This is a genomic window from Streptomyces sp. NBC_01267 (genome assembly GCF_036241575.1).
Taxonomy (GTDB): Bacteria; Actinomycetota; Actinomycetes; order Streptomycetales; family Streptomycetaceae; genus Streptomyces.
Window position 1 is genome coordinate 214,130 of sequence record NZ_CP108455.1, and the last position, 16,097, is coordinate 230,226.

Sequence of the window (16,097 nt, forward strand, 5' to 3'; positions counted from 1 at the left end):
GCTCGCCGGCGGCTGCGCTGCTGCGCCTCACGCGCAACCGGCCGCTGCCGGTTGCCGGGGAGCGTTGCGAGATGTGTGCGGAACCGATCGGCGAGAGCCATTCCCACGTGGTGAACCTCGACAGCCGTGCCCTGATGTGCGGCTGCCGGGCCTGCTATCTCCTGTTCACCGACGAGGACGCGCAGCTGCGCTACCGGGCGGTCCCCGAGCGGTATCTGCACTTCGCCGGACTCACCGTGGACGGGCGTGCCTGGGACGAGCTGCAGATTCCCGTGGGGCTCGCCTTCCTGTTCCGCAATTCGGTCCAGGGCCGAACGATCGCCTTCTACCCCGGCCCCGCCGGGGCCACCGAGTCGGAACTGCCGCTGGATGCCTGGGAGGCCGTCGTCGAGTCGAGCCCGGAGCTCGCCGAGCTACGCCCCGACGTGGAGGCGCTGCTGATCCGGCGCTCCGCGGGAAGCGGCGGATCGTGCCATCTGGTTCCGATCGACGCCTGCTACGAACTCGTGGGTCAGCTGCGGACGCTGTGGCGCGGATTCGACGGTGGCACCGAGGCGCATGCCGCGATGGACGCCTTCTTCACACGGGTGGCGGACCGCAGCCGGCCCGCAGCCGGGATCGTGGCGCCGTGAACGACATCGCGTTCGACGTGCTGGACATCTTCGCCGAGCCCTACGCGGCCGTACCGCAGCTGACGGCGCGACTGCGGATCGAGGAGCGGACGGGCCGCCGCATCCATGCCGTCGCACTGCACTGCCAGGTCCGTATCGAGCCGCAGCGACGCCACTACGACGACTCCGAACAGAGCGGTCTACAGGCGCTGTTCGGGGGCCGGGAGCGCTGGACCGAGACCCTGAAGCCGTTCCAGTGGATGAGTTGCGACACCACGGTGCAGGGGTTCAGCGGCGCCACCGAGGTCGACCTCGCCCTGCCCTGCACGTACGACTTCGATGTGATCGGTTCCCGCTATCTGCACGCCCTGGGAGAGGGTTCGGTACCCCTCGCCCTGATGTTCTCCGGCATGGTCTTCACCCGCGGCAGCAAGGGTTTCGGGGTGGAGCACGTGCCGTGGGACTGCGAGGCCCGGTACCCGATGCCGGTCGAGGTGTGGCGGCGCATGGTGGCGTCGCACTTCCCGAACACCGGCTGGATCAGGCTGGACCACGAGGTGCTGGCGCGCTTCGCGGACTTCCGGGCCCGGCGCGGGCTGATCAGCTGGGACGAGACGGTTCAGGCCTTGCTGGCCGAGAGCGACGAGGTGGCCCTGTGAGCCTTGACCAGGTGCGTTCGATCGCCGACGCCGTGCTTTACGAGGGGTACCTCCTCTATCCGTACCGTGCGAGCTCGCACAAGAACCAGTCGCGTTGGCAGTTCGGGGTTCTCGGCCCGCCGCACGCCGCGGCGGCGAGCTTCGGCGAGGAACCGGACTTGGAGATGCAGTGCCTGCTGGCACCGCACGAGGGGCCCGCGCAGGTCACCGTCCATCTGCGTTTCCTTCAACTGCAGGTCCGCGAGGTGCAGCGCAGGGACGAGGACGGCAGCCATGCGCCGGTGAAGAAGCTCACCGTCGACGGGGTCTCGGTGATGACCTGGGACGAGGCGGTGGAGCAGGAAGTCGTTCTCGTGGCGGAGCCGTTGGACGAGCCGTTGGACGAGGTCCATGAGGTCCCGGGCGGTGAGGAGTCGGAACCTCTCACCGATGCGCGCGGTGTGGTCGTGGGACGGATCGTGCGGCGCCGGCTGCCGTTGACGCTCCGGATCCTGACCCGGAGCGCCGTCGACGACGGCTACGTCCGCCTGTCGGTGTCGGTGCGCAACGAGCACCCGGAGCCGGCGGCCACCAAGGACGCCGCGATCCGCGCCTCGCTGATCGGCGCGCATCTGCTGCTCCGGGCACAGAACGCCGCGTTCGTCTCACTGCTCGAACTGCCCGCCGGAGCGGCGGGCGCCGCCGGTCGTTGCCGGCAGCGCAGGTGCTGGCCCGTACTGGCCGGCGCGAAGGGGGCGACGGACACAGTGCTCGGCGCGCCGATCATTCTGTACGACTATCCGGAGGTGGCCGAGCAGAGCCCTGGCGCCCTGTTCGACTCGACCGAGATCGACGAGATCCTGACCCTCCGGGTGATGACCATGACGGAGGAGGAGAAGGCGGAGGCGCGGGCCACCGATCCCCGGGCCAGGGAGATCATCGACCGGTGCGAGGGCATGTCGCCCGCCGACCTGCAGCAGTTGCACGGCCTGTTGCGCGAACCCCGTCCGCCGGAACCGGCGGCCTCCGCGGCACTCGTGGGCCCGTCGGCCGACGTCCGGGACGCGGAGCCCGCCCCTTTCGACACCGCGGGTGTTCCCTGGTGGGACCCCGCGGCCGACGCCTCGGTACAGCCGGGGAGCGACGCGGTGACGATCGACGGGGTAAGGGTGGCCAAGGGCAGCCTGGTCCGCGTGCACCCCTCCCGGCGTGCCGACGCACAGGATCTGTTCTTCGCCGGCCAGGTGGCCCGGGTGACCGCGGTTCTCGCGGATGTGGACGGCGGTACCCACGTCGCCCTGGTCCTCGTCGACGACCCGGCGTCGGACCTGCACGACTGGTACGGCCGCTACTTCTACTTCGCGCCCGACGAGCTGACACCGCTGTCCGTCGACGAGACGGCGCAGTACCGAGAGGAGAACCGATCGTGAAGAGCCTGGGCATGATCACCGCCGGTGTGGCGGCGGCTGTGGCGGTCGTCGCCGTGGCAGTCGGGATCCGGTCGATCCCCGACATCCGCCGCTACCTGAGAATCCGTTCGATGTGAATCCCGATGTGAGCAAGGAGCACGCCATGGCGGGCACGCCGAAGAAGGACAGCGTCGTCGAGGAAGAGCCGCAGGAGGTAAGGGGTCCGAAGGGGTCGCGGGACACCGGCTCGGACAAACCGTCGGGCGGTCCGGCCGACCGCACCCCTGGCACCTCGGACGAGCAGTCGGACACCTCCGTACAGCCGAAGAAGCCCCGTGACCCGGACTCTCCTCACCTGCAGTCCGGCGGCAGTTGAGCCGAGGATGACGAACGAACCGGACACGGCCGCCCGGGTACTCGTGGCGGGCATCGGCAATCTGTTCCTCGGCGACGACGGCTTCGGCCCGGAGGTCGTGCGGCGGCTGGCCCGCTCCGGCGGGATGCCCCCGCAGGTCCGGGTGGTCGACTACGGCATCCGCGGCATGCACCTCGCGTACGACCTGCTCGACGGGTACGACGCGTTGGTGCTGGTCGACGCGTACCCGGGTGGCGGCCCGGCCGGGCAGCTGACAGTGCTCCGTATCGGCGTGGAGGACCTCGGTACGGGTGAATTCGATGCTCACGGGATGAATCCGGTAGCTGTCCTTGCAAACCTGGACCAATTGGGCGGTACTCTTCCGCTCACCTACCTCGTGGGCTGCACACCCGCCGACATCGAGGAGGGCATCGGGCTCAGTGAAGCCGTCGACAACACGGTGCCCGAGGCGATCCAGGCAGTGCACACCTTGGTCCGGCAGCTCGCAGCGGCCGTACCGACCGCGTCCGTGAAGAGCGCCGAACCCAGGAGATCCTGATCATGTGCCTTGGCATTCCTGGTCGCGTCGTGAAGATCGTGGACGGGTATGCGGGGCAGCTGGCTCTCGTGGACGTGGAGGGCGCACAGCGGCGCGTCAACATCGGCATGCTCGACGAGCCACCCGGTTGCGACGACTGGGTGCTTCTCCACATGGGCTTCGCCGTCGAGCTCATCGACCGGGCCAAGGCCCGGGAGGCCCTGTCGGGCCTGGAGATGATGGGCCGCGGCCGGGCGCAGCTGATCAGGCGCCGGTTCGAGGTGCGCGGCGTCGTGCAGGGCGTGGGATTCCGGCCCTTCGTCTACGTCACCGCCTCGGAGCTGATGCTCACGGGCACGGTGACGAACACCGTTGACGGGGTGCTCGCCGAGGTCGAGGGGACGACCGACGCCGTGGAGGAGTTCGGCCGCCGGCTGCGGGACGACGCCCCGCCGCTCGCTGTCGTCGAGGACGTGCGCACGAGCGATCAGCCGGTGCGTGGCGGTACGGGCTTCACCATCGAGAAGTCCGGCACACGCGGCAGGGGCCGGACACTCGTCTCGCCCGACATCGCCACGTGCCGGGACTGCCTCGACGAGATGGGCGACCCGTCGAACCGGCGCTACCGCCATCCCTTCATCACCTGCACTCACTGCGGTCCCCGGTTCACGATCGTCACCGGTCTGCCGTACGACCGGGCCGCCACCACGATGGCGGACTTCGAGATGTGCGGAGCCTGCCGGGCGGAGTACGAGAACCCCCGCGACCGGCGCTTCCACGCCCAGCCGATCGCCTGTCCCGACTGCGGACCCCGGCTCGAACTGGTCGGCAAGGGGACCGCGGTCCGGGCCCGCGACGAGGACGCGCTGCGGGCCGCACGGGAGCTCGTCGCCGACGGCGGGATCATCGCGGTCAAGGGCCTCGGCGGCTACCACCTGGTGTGCGACGCCCGCAACGACCGGGCCGTGGCCGAGTTGCGCCGGCGCAAGCGGCGTGGCGGCAAGCCCTTCGCGGTGATGGTCGCGGGGCTCGATGTCGCGCGGGAACTGGTGACCATGACCGGGGACGAGGAAGACCTCCTCACCGGCAACCGCCGCCCGATCGTGCTCCTCCCCCGGCGCCCGGCCCGGCAGGGAGCGGGGGTCTGTGACGCGGTGGCGCCCGGTAGTCCGGACCTCGGGCTGCTGCTTCCGTACACCCCGTTGCACGTACTGCTCTTCGGGACCGGTGACGACCGTCCGGGCCTGGACGCGCTGGTGATGACGTCCGCCAACCTGTCGGGCGAACCGATCGTCACCGACGACGGGGCCGCGCTGACGGTGCTGGCCCCGCTGGTCGATGCGTGGCTGCGGCACGACCGGGGGATCCATGTGCCGTGCGACGACTCGGTCAGCCGGTACGTGGCCGGTGCCGAGCTCCCGCTCCGCAGGTCGCGCGGGTACGCCCCGCTGCCGCTCGCGCTGCCGTTCGACGTGCCTTCGACTCTCGCGGTGGGCGCCGATCTGAAGAACACCTGCGCACTGGGCGAGGGCCGCTATGCGTGGCTCAGCCAGCACATCGGTGACATGGACGACCTCGCCACGATCGAAGCGCTGACCCGGAACGAGAAGCACCTGGAAGAACTCACCGGGGTGGCGCCCGCCCGGCTGGTGGCCGACCGGCATCCCGGCTACCGCTCCGGCGCATGGGCCCGCGCCCACGCGGCCGGACGGCCGGTCCGCACGGTGCAGCACCACCACGCGCACATCGCATCCGTGATGGCGGAGCATGGCCTGGGTGTCGACGAGAGCGTGATCGGTATCGCCTTCGACGGGACCGGCCACGGCGACGACGGCGCGGCCTGGGGCGGTGAGGTCCTGGTAGCCGGCTACAAGTCGTTCCGCAGGGCCGCGCACCTGGGCTACGTGCCGTTGGCGGGGGGCGACGCCGGCGTGCTGCGTCCGTACCGGATGGCGCTCGCGCATCTGCACGCGGCCGGCATCCCCTGGGGCGAGGACTCACCCGCGGTCCGGGCCTGCCCGCCCGCGGAACGCAACGTACTGGCACATCAGTTCGCCACCGGTTTCGGATGCGTGTCCACGTCGAGCATGGGCCGGCTCTTCGACGCGGTCGCTTCCCTGGCCGGTGTCCGCCACGAGGTGGCGTACGAGGCGGAGGCGGCCATGGAACTGGAGGGGCTGGCACGGGCCGCGGAGTCGGACCCCGCCGCTCCGGAGGACCGCTACCACTTCGGGATCCGGACCGGGACGGGAGAGGGACCCGCCGTCGCGGATCCGGGCCCCGTCGTCCGGGCCGTGGTGTCCGACGTACGGGCCGGTGTTCCCGCCGAGCTGATCGCCGCCCGCTTCCACGCGTCCGTCGCCGCTCTGGTCACCGGCCTCGCGGAGATCTGCCGCACGCGCACCGGCCTCGACACCGTGGCCCTGGGCGGCGGCGTCTTCCAGAACGCCGTCCTGCTCGGAGCTGCGCAACGCGGCTTGACGGAGAGAGGCTTCACCGTCCTTCGGCCGCGGCTGCTCCCACCCAACGACGGCGGGATCGCACTCGGCCAGCTCATGATCGCCGCATCGGGCTGACGGCCCGGTCTCCCCACACTCCAAGGGATCCACAGAGAAGAGGGACCATGTGTCTGGCTGTTCCGGGGCGTGTCCTCAGCACCGCCGAAGTCGACGGCACCGTGATGGCCGAGGTCGACTTCGGAGGGGTGCGCAAAGAGGTGTGCCTCCAGTACATCCCCGATGTGTCGGTCGGTGAATACGTCGTCGTGCACGTCGGGTTCGCCATCCAGCGCCTCGACGAGCGGTCGGCCCAGGACACCCTTGCCAACTTCGAGCGGCTCGGCCTCCTCGCCGAGGAGTTCGGCGACGGCCTCGAACTCGCAGCCCAGCAGGGCGAATCCTCCGAAGGAGCCGGCCAGTGAAGTACCTCGACGAGTTCAGCGATCCCGATCTCGCGAAGAAGCTGCTCGATCAGATCCATGCGGCCACCACACGGAAGTGGGCCATGATGGAGGTCTGCGGAGGCCAGACCCACTCGATCATCCGGCACGGTATCGACCAACTGCTCCCGGACGGCGTGGAGATGATCCACGGACCGGGATGCCCCGTCTGTGTGACCCCGCTGGAGATCATCGACCGGGCGCTGGCCATCGCCGCCCGCCCCGGCGTCATCTTCTGCTCGTTCGGCGACATGCTGCGCGTGCCCGGCAGCAGCCAGGACCTGTTCTCCGTCAGGAGCGCGGGCGGCGACGTACGTGTGGTGTACTCGCCCCTCGACGCACTGAAACTGGCCCGCGAGAACCCGGACCGCGAGGTCGTCTTCTTCGGGATCGGGTTCGAGACCACCGCTCCCGCCAACGCGATGACGGTGTACCAGGCCGAGCGGCTCGGGGTGCGGAACTTCAGCCTGCTGGTATCGCACGTGCTGGTGCCCCCCGCGATCGCCGCGATCATGGAGTCGTCGACCTGCCGGGTGCAGGCGTTTCTCGCCGCGGGCCATGTGTGCAGTGTGATGGGGACCGCTGAGTACCCGCCTCTGGCGCAGAAGTACAAGGTGCCGATCGTGGTCACCGGCTTCGAGCCCCTGGACATCCTCGAAGGCGTCCGCCGTACCGTCGTCCAGCTCGAGGCGGGCCGGCACGAGGTGGAGAACGCCTACCCCCGCGCCGTTCGCGACGAGGGCAACGTACCCGCCATGGAGATGCTCAGAGATGTCTTCGAGGTGACGGACCGGACCTGGCGCGGCATCGGGGCGATCCCCCGCAGCGGCTGGCGGCTCTCCGGGAAATACCGGGCGTTCGACGCGGAGCAGCGGTTCGACGTGATGGACATCCACACGGCCGAGTCGTCGCTCTGCCGGTCGGGCGAGGTACTCCAGGGCCTGATCAAGCCGCATGCGTGCGACGCGTTCGGCAAGGAATGCACGCCGAGGAACCCGCTGGGCGCGACCATGGTGTCGTCCGAGGGCGCCTGCGCCGCGTACTACACCCACCGCCGGCTGGAACTGGTCGATGCGAAGTGACTGACGCGACGCAGGAAGTGACCGAAGTGGCCGAAGTGACCGACCTGACGGCAGAGGTGCCCGGCCTGGACTTCGAGGGGTGGGTCTGCCCGGTACCGCTGCGGGACATCCCGTCCATCGTGATGGGCCACGGGGGCGGCGGCGCGATGTCGGGCGAACTGATCGAGCATCTGTTCCTGCCCGCGTACGGTTCGGCGGCCGCCTCCGACCTCGGTGACTCGGCCGTCCTGACGGTCGGTTCCGGGATCCGCCTCGCCTTCTCCACGGACTCGTTCGTGGTGAAGCCGATGTTCTTCCCCGGCGGTTCGATCGGTGACCTGGCAGTGAACGGAACGGTCAACGACCTGGCCATGTCGGGTGCGACGCCCTTGTTCCTGTCAACCGCCTTCATCCTCGCGGAGGGCACCGAGCTGAGCGCCCTGGGCCGGATCGCCCGGGCTCTGGGCCGGGCCGCCGAGTCCGCCGGCGTCCGGCTGGTCACCGGGGACACGAAGGTGGTGGAGCGCGCCAGTGGCGACGGCGTCTACATCAATACCTCGGGCATCGGGGTGGTCCCCGCCGGCGTCGACATCCACGCACGCCGGGCGCGTCCCGGGGATGCCGTGCTCGTCAGCGGCGACATCGGCGTGCACGGGGTGGCCGTGATGAGCTGCCGGGAGGGTCTGGAGTTCGGCACGACGGTCGAGAGCGACACCGCCCCGCTGCACGGGCTGGTCGCCGACATGCTCGCCACCGGTGCCGACCTCCATGTCCTCCGGGACCCGACGCGCGGAGGTGTCTCCGCATCGCTGAACGAGATCGCCCGGGCCTCGGACGTCGGCATCGAACTGGTCGAGCGGCTGCTGCCCGTACCGCCCACGGTGCGGGACGCGTGCAGTCTGCTCGGGCTCGACCCGCTCCAGGTAGCCAACGAGGGCAAGTTGATCGCGATCGTTCCGGCCGGCGACGCGGACCAGGTGCTGGCCGCGATGCGTGCCCACCCGCTGGGCCGCTCCGCGTGCCGGGTCGGCCGTTGCGTACCGGATCATGCCGGGATGGTGGTGGCGAGGACGGGCCTGGGCGGGAGCCGCGTGATCGGACTCCCGATCGGCGAACAGCTGCCGAGGATCTGCTGAGTGAGCGCCGAGGGCGCGCTGCTGTTCGCGCGATACGCCTACCCGCCCAATGAGCTCGGCTACTGCGGCCCCGCCGACGCGGCGGGTCTCCTCCGTCGTGACGCGACCGCCGACATCGAGCGACGGGCCAGGCAGTTCGAGGGGGCCTGGTGCTATCTCGAGTACCTGGCGGAGACGGCCGGGCTCCCGGACCCGCTCGACGCGCGGGTGGTGGAGGCGTACTGGATCGGCAACGACCTGCTGGACCGGGTGGATCCCGCCGCTCTGGTGGAGCGCATGACGGACCGTTTCCGGGGCCAGCTCGGCGGCACCTGGCGCGAGGCTGGACGGCGGGCTCTGGCCCACCACAGCTTCCAGGTGTTCGAGGTCTATCCCTGGGCACCGATGCTACGGTCGAGCGGGAATCCGACCGCGCTCTCCGTACTCGACCAGTGCCGCATCCGTACGGGCGTGGTCCTCGGTGCCGACAGCCAGGTGGCGACCGTGCGATCACGCCCGCTGAGCTGGGACGGTGCGGAACTGGTCACCGGCGCGTGGCGGGAGGAGACCGTTCGATGCTCGGCCGGCGGGAGGACGCTGATCGACAGCCTCGCCCCCGGCGATCGTGTGGCACTGCACTGGGACTGGGTGTGTGACGTGCTCACCGACGAGCAGGCGTGGCACATCGAGTCCCTTGAGGAGCGCCGACGCACCGCGCTGAGACCGCTCGTCCCGTGAGCCGAGGTGACGGGCCCGCTCGCCCGGTGGTGGTTGTATGAGCGGCCACCGCAACGGACCCGTCGCCGGGAAGCTTTCCGTCAGGCCCCAGTGACCGGCTGGCCCGTGGCGCCGTGTCCAGTGACGACTGCGGCACCGCACGTGCGGTGGGCGAGCGGGATGCATCAGCATCGTTCTCCGTGCGGTTGAGCCTGCCGGGGAGCTGTGGCCCACCTGTACAGACCCACTTGCCCTGCCCTCTTGTTGCCGCAGATGTGGTGGGCGCGTGGAGACGGTTGGGCCGTTCCATGTCGGCGAACGCGGCGGCGAGCTGCTTGAGTTCCCTGTGATGCTGTTTCGGCGGCGGGAGCACATGTGCGCGCGCCGGAACAGGTCCTGCGGGCCTTCTCGTCGGTCTTCGTCTGCGGCGCGGGGGTGAGCTGGTGCAGCAGGTCGATCACCGTCGGCACGGTGGTGTTGCCGATGGTCTCCGGGACGCAACGGGTGCGGTGGACGAGGGCGGCCGGCCGGACATCGGGGTCCGACGTGGTGTCCTCGGCCAGGGCAGCGAGCCAGGCCGTGGCGGCGGTCCGCGCTGCGGGCAGCCGCAGTGCGGTCGGGGGCCGTAGGGTCATCGGCCAGCGCGAACAGGAACGGCAGACTCGCCGCCGTGCACGCGTACACGTCACCCTGGTGATGGGCCGCACTGTAGAAACCGCTGAACGCCCTCTCCCGGGCCTCGGGGTCAGGTGAGCCATCGCCCGGAGCCACACCGGAACGTCGGCGGCCGGCCCGTCCGCATGGCTCATCGACGACCAGTCGATGCTGTCCAAATCGTTGACCATGCACGGCACTCTGCCGCAGGGCACTGACACCGTACCCACCCCCGGCCGCAGAGCGACTGATCCTCACCCCAGGCGTACAGCACCGCCCCGTGGCCGGCGCCCCGGGCAGCCGCCTCGACCCGGGCCAAGAGCCGCTGCTGCAGGGCCACTTCTCCGGTCGCGGCGATCCGGGCGACGGTTTCCAGCAGCGCGGCGCTCTCCCAGCCGGGCAGCGGGAACCGGCCCAGCTCCCAGGCCAGGTACGTGTTGTAAGGGCGCGGTCGGCGATCAATGGCGAAGAGCAGGTCGAGCAGGAATCCGATGCCGGCAGCTGCGTCGAGGTGGCCAGCGAGCGGGTTGTGGTCGGAGTGACGGATAGTCATGCCGTCGTGGGCCCGAGAGCCCTTGAGGGCCGAGCCCGACGGCCGGGTCGGCCGTCGCATCGGTGACGTACGCCGCGAAATCCGGTGTCACGCCAGGTCCTTGCGCATCAGTGTGCACATCGTCTCGTGCCGCTGAAGCGAGCCGTCCTCGGCCTCCACGTCCCAGAAGTCGAGCTTGCGGCTGAAGGCTCGGTAACCCAGGCGTTCGTAGAGGGCGCGAGCGCGCGGGTTGCTCTCCTCGACTCCGAGTTCGGCGCGGATCAGGCCCCGGGCGCCGATCCGCTGCTCGGCGGAGCGGATCAGCAGTGTGCCGATGCCGCAGGACTGCAGGGCCGGGTGGACGCTGAGTTGCCAGAGCGTGCCGGCACCGGGCTCGACCGTGTAGTCGATGCCGCCGACCGCCACAGGGAGCCCGGTCGGCGTGCACACCGCCAGGTAGTCGATCTCGCCCGCCTCGGCGCGGCGGATCTGGTGGACGAGCTCGCGCACGTGCTTGAGAGAGCCGGCCCAGCCGCAGGACAGCAGATCCGCGTCGGTGAGGCCGCGTACCGACAGGTGCAACCTGATCTCGGTCATCGCCACATCCATTCGACTCCGACAGTGGCCGTCTCCCATTCCAGCAAGCCGGTCCCCGCGCTGTCCAAGGGGTTTCGGACCGGACCCGGCATCAGCCGGAAGGGCTTGCGCTCGCGACCGGGGCTGGCGTCGGCGAAGTTCGGCGCGTCCGGGGACAGCACGGTGACGCCCCTGGGACAGGGCACCAGCCCGACTCAACCATCGGCTTGGGTCAGGTGGGCTGGTGGTGCGGAATTGCTCGGGCGGTGCTGGGCGAACAAGCCGGGTTCGGGCTCGGCAAGGACGCCTGGGCTGACCAGGCACTTGAGCCTGTGTCGGGTGCTCTCGAAGTTCTTCGGCGTAATAACGAGGTGCTTGACGCGCTCGGTCTCAGGCCTCGGCGGACCGAACGCACAGCAAGACAGGCAGTCAACACAGCAACCAGGAGCGGCAACAGCGGAAACAAAAAAGACGAATCCGGACTTCGTCCCCAGCCAGTCCCAGCCGAACGAGTCCCAGAACTCCGGCCCAGACGGTTGTCCCCAGAAACAGCACCGCAATCACACCCCAGGCCATGGCTGCTACGGCCCACCCCCTACTCGTCACAGGTCCAGCATATGGACGGTCTTCGTCGCCTGGTCCAGACGCCTACCGCCACGATCCGGCCTGTCATGACGGAGGGCGAACACGCCCTCCACCTTGCGCTCGCCGACCGTCTCGATGAGATATCCGAGAGCCCCGTCCACTCCGACACCAACATCGAAGACGATCACCCTGGCTTACGTGCACCGCGCGGCGGCAGACATCCGGTCCTCCGATGCCCTGGCCGAGCTGGAAGACCTTGGCCCCCGTGTCTCCGGTCGGCATGGATCGCAAGCGGGCGCTGAGTGGCGGTACGCGAGGGCCAGGCTTGATGCCTGCGACTGCGCGTCTCAGTTGGCCAACCGAGCACGCTTGTTGGCCAACACGCACGCCTGGCATTAACCGGGAACAGTGCCGAAGTCGACGCCGGTCAAGTCACAGCTTGCATCCCACAACCGCGCCGCGACGAGGGTGTCAGCGAGGTGGCCCCACACCGGTTCGCATCGGGGCTTGCCGCGCAGGCCGAAGACGCGCGGCCCCCACAGTTGTCCCCCGCGCACGGCCGGGTCGAGCACAGCCCGGACTGCGGGCCAGGCACCGGCGTGCTTGCCCTGGACGAGGAGGGCGGCCGGTGCCCCGCAGAGCCGCGCACCAGCGGTCCGCACATGGACCGGCGGCCGTGACGTGGTGAGTGAGTCCAGCGCGCCGCCGGGATGGACCACCACGCTCGCTACCGCACTGTGGACGGCGCGCAGACGGCGGTCGAGTTCGAGACCGAAGTACATCTGTGCCAGCTTGGAGCGTCCGTAGGTGCGCTTGGGCCGGTAGTCGTGCCGGGACTGCAGGTCGTCCAGGTCGAGCCGCTCGGACTTCGCCGCGAAGCTACCCATGGTCACGATGCGGGCCGCCGGTGCGGAAGACAGCAGCGGCATCAGCCACCGGGTCAGCGCGAAGTGCCCCAAATGGTTCGTGCCGAACATGAGCTCGTGCCCGGCCCCGGTCTCCTCGCGCGGCGGGCCGTCCAGCGCGACGCCGGCGTTGTGAACCACCGCATCGAGGCATTCCACATCAAGTGCCTCCACCGCTGTTCCGAGCGATGCGAGATCGGCGAGGTCCAGCTGTACGGCCCGTACCCGCGCGCCAGGGACCCGTGAGCGGATCGAGGCCCTGGCAACCTCGGCCTTCGCGGGATTCCGGCTGCCCAGTACGACAGTGGCTCCGCTGGCGGACAGCTGCTCCGCGACGAAGTACCCGATACCTGCATTGCCGCCGGTGACGAGGAAAACACTGCCATCGGCGCGCGGTAGCCGTTGAACATCCCAAGGCGGGGTGGAGGACGTGGACGACGACATGGCGGTGAGGCTCCCTTGCTGCTGAGGACGGCTGCAGCTGCTCTGTGGGGCAGCTCGACATCCCCAGGGTTTCAGCGGCCACCGACACATCACCTACGGATCACCGACAGCCCCGTCGGACAGCCGATATCCCGCTGAAACGGTGTCGGCCCGTCACAGCACACCATTGCCGCTGAGCATCACAGTGGCCAACCGGAGCGCTCGCTGGCCAACTGAAGTGCTCAGTGTGCGACACGAAGTCGCTCCAGGTAAGTAGGGACAGCCACGTGAAGGAGGTATCGATCGGCTGAACCTCGGGCCAGCGTCCAGGGCCCGTCCCCGCGCTCCCATGCGTCGCTGGTAACGGCGGGGTGTGAAGCGGAGCGTTCAAGCCCAAGAGCTTCCCGGCCATCGGGAGGCAACAGGCGAGGGGAAGGCTGGACGGGCGAACGCAAGTGAACCCTTGATGATGCCTCGTGACTTTAAGACCGCGTCGATGGCGTGTTGGCGGCGGTCACAGGACCCGGTGCTGAAAGGCACCAAGCGACCTTCGGGTAACTGAGCCCGGAGGGAGGACACCGCAGGTCCCGGGGTAGAGGGGGCGCCCACCCCAGTCGCGTCTTACTGGTGCGGAACGTGGAAACCCCGACGGGGTCCAAGCCCCGGCTTGGTAGGCCGACCGCAAGGAAGGCTGAAGTCCCCGGCGGGAGAAGGAAGATCCAAGAAGCGAACGTCGGCGGGCCGAAAGGCCAGAGGAAAACGGGAGATCGGGGCCTTTACCCGCTCTCGTATAACTCGCCGGATACGGGTCCCGGTGGCCCGGCCCGAAAGGGCGCCCACGTGGATCAGGTGAGCCTTTGAAGTCACCACTGCAAGGAAGCCGGAACCGAGGGACAAGTTAGACACCGGAGGCGAACATGGAGATCACGACACCTGTCGTGACGCCCTCGCCTGCGGTGAACGGACCCGAGGACGACTTACTCGACTGGCACGGCATCGACTGGGCCACCTGCGGGGAGAACGTACGGCGGCTGAGGCAGAGGATCTTCAAGGCGACGCAGAACGGGGACCTCAAGAAGGTCCGCAACTTGCAGAAGCTCATGCTGCGGAGCCGCAGCAACACGCTGGTCAGCGTGAAGCGGGTGACGCAGCAGAGCAGTGGTCGCATGACCGCTGGCATCGACGGGGAACGGGCCCTCACGCCGAAGGCGCGAGGCACCTTGGCGGCCGAGATCCATCGGTCGTCGAAGCCCTGGAAGGCCAGGCCGGTCAAGCGAGTGTTCATCCCGAAGAGCAACGGGAAACAGCGACCGCTCGGCATCCCGGTCATTCGTGACCGGGTTCTCCAGGCCCGCGTGAAGAACGCGCTGGAGCCCGAGTGGGAAGCGCGGTTCGAGCCGAGGTCCTACGGCTTCCGGCCCGGCCGCAGCTGTCAGGACGCGATATCCGCGATCTTCTGGACGGTGAAGGGCAAGAACCCGAAGCGTCTGTGGGTCCTGGACGCAGACCTGTCGGCGGCATTCGACCGCATTGATCACAGCCACCTCATGACCATGCTCGGTCAGTTCCCCGCCAGGGATCTGGTCCGCAGCTGGCTGAAAGCGGGTGTGATCGACCGCGGCCGATTCGCACCGACCGAGGAGGGCACTCCTCAGGGCGGTGTGATCAGCCCGCTGTTGCTGAACGTTGCTCTGCACGGACTGGAACAGGCCGCAGGGTGCCAATACACGGTGCGGGCCGGGCGCGAGCCCGGCGCGATGCCGGGCACTCCGGTGCTGGTGAGGTATGCCGACGACTTCGTCGTGCTCTGTCACGACGAAGATCAGGTGCACCAGGTCAGGGCTCGGCTGGAGGAATGGCTTGAGCCGAGGGGTCTTCGCTTCAACGAGGAGAAGACCCAGGTCGTCCACCTCGATGAGGGGTTCGACTTCCTCGGCTTTACCGTTCGCCGGAAGAGCCAGAAGAAACTGATCATCACCCCGAGCACAGCGGCCTGCAAAAGGCTCCGGTCGCGCCTACGGACCGAGGTGAAGACCCTGCACGGGTCCAATGCCGAGGCCGTGTTGCGCAGGCTGATCCCGATCGTGCGCGGTTGGGCAGCCTACTACCGGGCGGTGGCATCCACGACGACGTTCTCGTCGCTGGATCACTACATGTGGCGGCTGACCTTCAAATGGGCCAGACGCCGCCACCGCAACAAGTCGAGTCACTGGGTCGCGGCCCGGTACTTCGGCAGATTCCACCCGTCCCGGCGAGACCGATGGGTGTTCGGCGACCGCGACAGCGGCGCCTTCCTCATCAAGTTCGCCTGGACCGGCATCGTCCGCCACCAGCTCGTCAAGGGCGGAGCGTCCCCGGACGACCCCGCGCTGACCGAGTACTGGCAGAACCGCCGCCGCAGGAAGGCGCCACCGCCGATGGACAAGACGAGTCTTCTCCTGGCGGTCCGGCAGCAGGGGCTCTGTCCTCTCTGCAAGCAGGCGCTGATCGCCGGAGCCGAGTACGAACCGGACAGCCCACGCGAGTGGATCAATTGGTTCGCGGCCTCGAAGAAGATGCTCCACAAGCATCACTTCACCTACCGGCGCGACGGCGGCGGGGACGAGCGGAACAACCTTCGCCTTGTGCACTCCGAATGCCATCGCCAGCATCACGCTGGAGACGGCAAACGGGCCACTTAACCCTGCTGACCTGCGAAGCCCATGGGGCTTGCTTGAGCCGGATGCGGGGAAAGCTCGCACGTCCGGTTCTGAGGGGGCCGGGGATCAGCAATGGTCTCCGGCTACCCGACCACAATGCCATCGGCCGTGGCGACCCCAGGCTGGACTACTCGCATTATTCGATTCTTGTTCGACAATAAATCGAATAGTGCGAGCTTTTGAGGCCAAGGTCTTCCGAGGCCCGCTCTCCCAGCTCTTCGTTCCATCGTGTGAACAGCAGCCGTACACGCTGGCCGGGGCGTGGTCGGATCGGCAAGGAGTACGTCATACCGAGGAGCGCTTCCTCTTCGTTGAAGAAGCCGAGGACGTGATCCCGCCGA

General features: G+C 68.9%; 16 protein-coding genes. 12 read left to right on the forward strand and 4 right to left on the reverse strand.

What is annotated here, in order from left to right; translation table 11 throughout:
• Nucleotides 1-71: 71 nt before the first annotated feature.
• The 11 genes from OG709_RS01180 to OG709_RS01225 are packed head-to-tail and all read left to right on the forward strand — an operon-like array spanning nucleotide 72 to nucleotide 9,403.
• The gene (locus OG709_RS01180; RefSeq protein WP_329164377.1) at nucleotides 72-632 is read left to right on the forward strand and encodes a DUF5947 family protein; all 561 of its coding nucleotides are present in this window, start codon (nucleotides 72-74) and stop codon (nucleotides 630-632) included.
• Nucleotides 629-1,270 (forward strand): DUF6084 family protein, encoded by a 642-nt coding sequence (locus tag OG709_RS01185; protein WP_329164378.1) that lies wholly within the window; start codon nucleotides 629-631, stop codon nucleotides 1,268-1,270. The genes OG709_RS01180 and OG709_RS01185 overlap by 4 nt, the downstream gene beginning before the upstream one ends.
• Nucleotides 1,267-2,679, forward strand: a complete 1,413-nt coding sequence (locus tag OG709_RS01190; protein WP_329164380.1) for a hypothetical protein — start codon at nucleotides 1,267-1,269, stop codon at nucleotides 2,677-2,679. The genes OG709_RS01185 and OG709_RS01190 overlap by 4 nt, the downstream gene beginning before the upstream one ends.
• Nucleotides 2,676-2,795: a DUF6893 family small protein gene (locus OG709_RS36015; protein WP_374211356.1), complete on the forward strand. Its 120-nt coding sequence runs from the start codon at nucleotides 2,676-2,678 to the stop codon at nucleotides 2,793-2,795. The genes OG709_RS01190 and OG709_RS36015 overlap by 4 nt, the downstream gene beginning before the upstream one ends.
• A 26-nt stretch (nucleotides 2,796-2,821) precedes the next feature.
• Nucleotides 2,822-3,034, forward strand: coding sequence for a hypothetical protein (locus OG709_RS01195; RefSeq protein ID WP_250305033.1), 213 nt, complete (start codon nucleotides 2,822-2,824; stop codon nucleotides 3,032-3,034).
• A 7-nt stretch (nucleotides 3,035-3,041) separates the two neighbouring features.
• Nucleotides 3,042-3,572 (forward strand): hydrogenase maturation protease, encoded by a 531-nt coding sequence (locus OG709_RS01200; protein WP_329164382.1) that lies wholly within the window; start codon nucleotides 3,042-3,044, stop codon nucleotides 3,570-3,572.
• A 2-nt stretch (nucleotides 3,573-3,574) separates the two neighbouring features.
• On the forward strand, nucleotides 3,575-6,127 hold the full coding sequence (gene hypF / locus OG709_RS01205) for a carbamoyltransferase HypF (protein ID WP_329164383.1): 2,553 nt from the start codon (nucleotides 3,575-3,577) through the stop codon (nucleotides 6,125-6,127).
• Between the two features lie 47 nt (nucleotides 6,128-6,174).
• Complete coding sequence (locus tag OG709_RS01210) at nucleotides 6,175-6,471, forward strand: HypC/HybG/HupF family hydrogenase formation chaperone (protein ID WP_250305030.1); 297 nt, start codon at nucleotides 6,175-6,177, stop codon at nucleotides 6,469-6,471.
• Complete coding sequence (gene hypD, locus OG709_RS01215) at nucleotides 6,468-7,571, forward strand: hydrogenase formation protein HypD (RefSeq protein ID WP_250305029.1); 1,104 nt, start codon at nucleotides 6,468-6,470, stop codon at nucleotides 7,569-7,571. Before OG709_RS01210 ends, hypD begins: the two co-directional genes overlap by 4 nt.
• A 26-nt stretch (nucleotides 7,572-7,597) precedes the next feature.
• Entirely contained in the window at nucleotides 7,598-8,686 is a 1,089-nt protein-coding gene (hypE, locus tag OG709_RS01220; RefSeq protein ID WP_329169031.1) for a hydrogenase expression/formation protein HypE, read from the forward strand.
• Nucleotides 8,687-9,403, forward strand: a complete 717-nt coding sequence (locus tag OG709_RS01225) for a DUF6390 family protein (protein ID WP_329164384.1) — start codon at nucleotides 8,687-8,689, stop codon at nucleotides 9,401-9,403. It abuts the gene before it with no gap.
• A gap of 784 nt (nucleotides 9,404-10,187) precedes the next feature.
• Here the strand turns inward: OG709_RS01225 and OG709_RS01230 are convergent.
• The 4 genes from OG709_RS01230 to OG709_RS01245 all read right to left on the reverse strand — a co-directional run bounded on the left by OG709_RS01230 (nucleotide 10,188) and on the right by OG709_RS01245 (nucleotide 13,078).
• On the reverse strand, nucleotides 10,188-10,589 hold the full coding sequence (locus OG709_RS01230; protein WP_308409512.1) for a hypothetical protein: 402 nt from the start codon (nucleotides 10,587-10,589) through the stop codon (nucleotides 10,188-10,190).
• 87 nt (nucleotides 10,590-10,676) lie between these two features.
• Nucleotides 10,677-11,165: a GNAT family N-acetyltransferase gene (locus tag OG709_RS01235; protein WP_250305027.1), complete on the reverse strand. Its 489-nt coding sequence runs from the start codon at nucleotides 11,163-11,165 to the stop codon at nucleotides 10,677-10,679.
• A gap of 581 nt (nucleotides 11,166-11,746) precedes the next feature.
• On the reverse strand, nucleotides 11,747-11,917 hold the full coding sequence (locus OG709_RS01240; protein ID WP_250305026.1) for a hypothetical protein: 171 nt from the start codon (nucleotides 11,915-11,917) through the stop codon (nucleotides 11,747-11,749).
• Between the two features lie 207 nt (nucleotides 11,918-12,124).
• Nucleotides 12,125-13,078: an SDR family NAD(P)-dependent oxidoreductase gene (locus OG709_RS01245; RefSeq protein ID WP_329164389.1), complete on the reverse strand. Its 954-nt coding sequence runs from the start codon at nucleotides 13,076-13,078 to the stop codon at nucleotides 12,125-12,127.
• Between the two features lie 896 nt (nucleotides 13,079-13,974).
• Here OG709_RS01245 and ltrA point away from each other — a divergent pair.
• The gene (gene ltrA / locus OG709_RS01250; protein WP_329164390.1) at nucleotides 13,975-15,738 is read left to right on the forward strand and encodes a group II intron reverse transcriptase/maturase; all 1,764 of its coding nucleotides are present in this window, start codon (nucleotides 13,975-13,977) and stop codon (nucleotides 15,736-15,738) included.
• The last annotated feature ends 359 nt before the right edge of the window (nucleotides 15,739-16,097 follow it).

Excerpts from the sequence above, each read along its gene's own strand:
- OG709_RS01180 (WP_329164377.1), top strand. The coding sequence starts at position 72 with ATGTGTGCGGAACCGATCGGCGAGAGCCATTCCCACGTGGTGAACCTC.
- OG709_RS01195 (WP_250305033.1), top strand. The coding sequence starts at position 2,822 with ATGGCGGGCACGCCGAAGAAGGACAGCGTCGTCGAGGAAGAGCCGCAG.
- OG709_RS01200 (WP_329164382.1), top strand. The coding sequence starts at position 3,042 with ATGACGAACGAACCGGACACGGCCGCCCGGGTACTCGTGGCGGGCATC.
- hypF (WP_329164383.1), top strand. The coding sequence starts at position 3,575 with ATGTGCCTTGGCATTCCTGGTCGCGTCGTGAAGATCGTGGACGGGTAT.
- OG709_RS01210 (WP_250305030.1), top strand. The coding sequence starts at position 6,175 with ATGTGTCTGGCTGTTCCGGGGCGTGTCCTCAGCACCGCCGAAGTCGAC.
- OG709_RS01230 (WP_308409512.1), bottom strand. The coding sequence starts at position 10,589 with ATGACTATCCGTCACTCCGACCACAACCCGCTCGCTGGCCACCTCGAC.
- OG709_RS01235 (WP_250305027.1), bottom strand. The coding sequence starts at position 11,165 with ATGACCGAGATCAGGTTGCACCTGTCGGTACGCGGCCTCACCGACGCG.
- OG709_RS01245 (WP_329164389.1), bottom strand. The coding sequence starts at position 13,078 with ATGTCGTCGTCCACGTCCTCCACCCCGCCTTGGGATGTTCAACGGCTA.
- ltrA (WP_329164390.1), top strand. The coding sequence starts at position 13,975 with ATGGAGATCACGACACCTGTCGTGACGCCCTCGCCTGCGGTGAACGGA.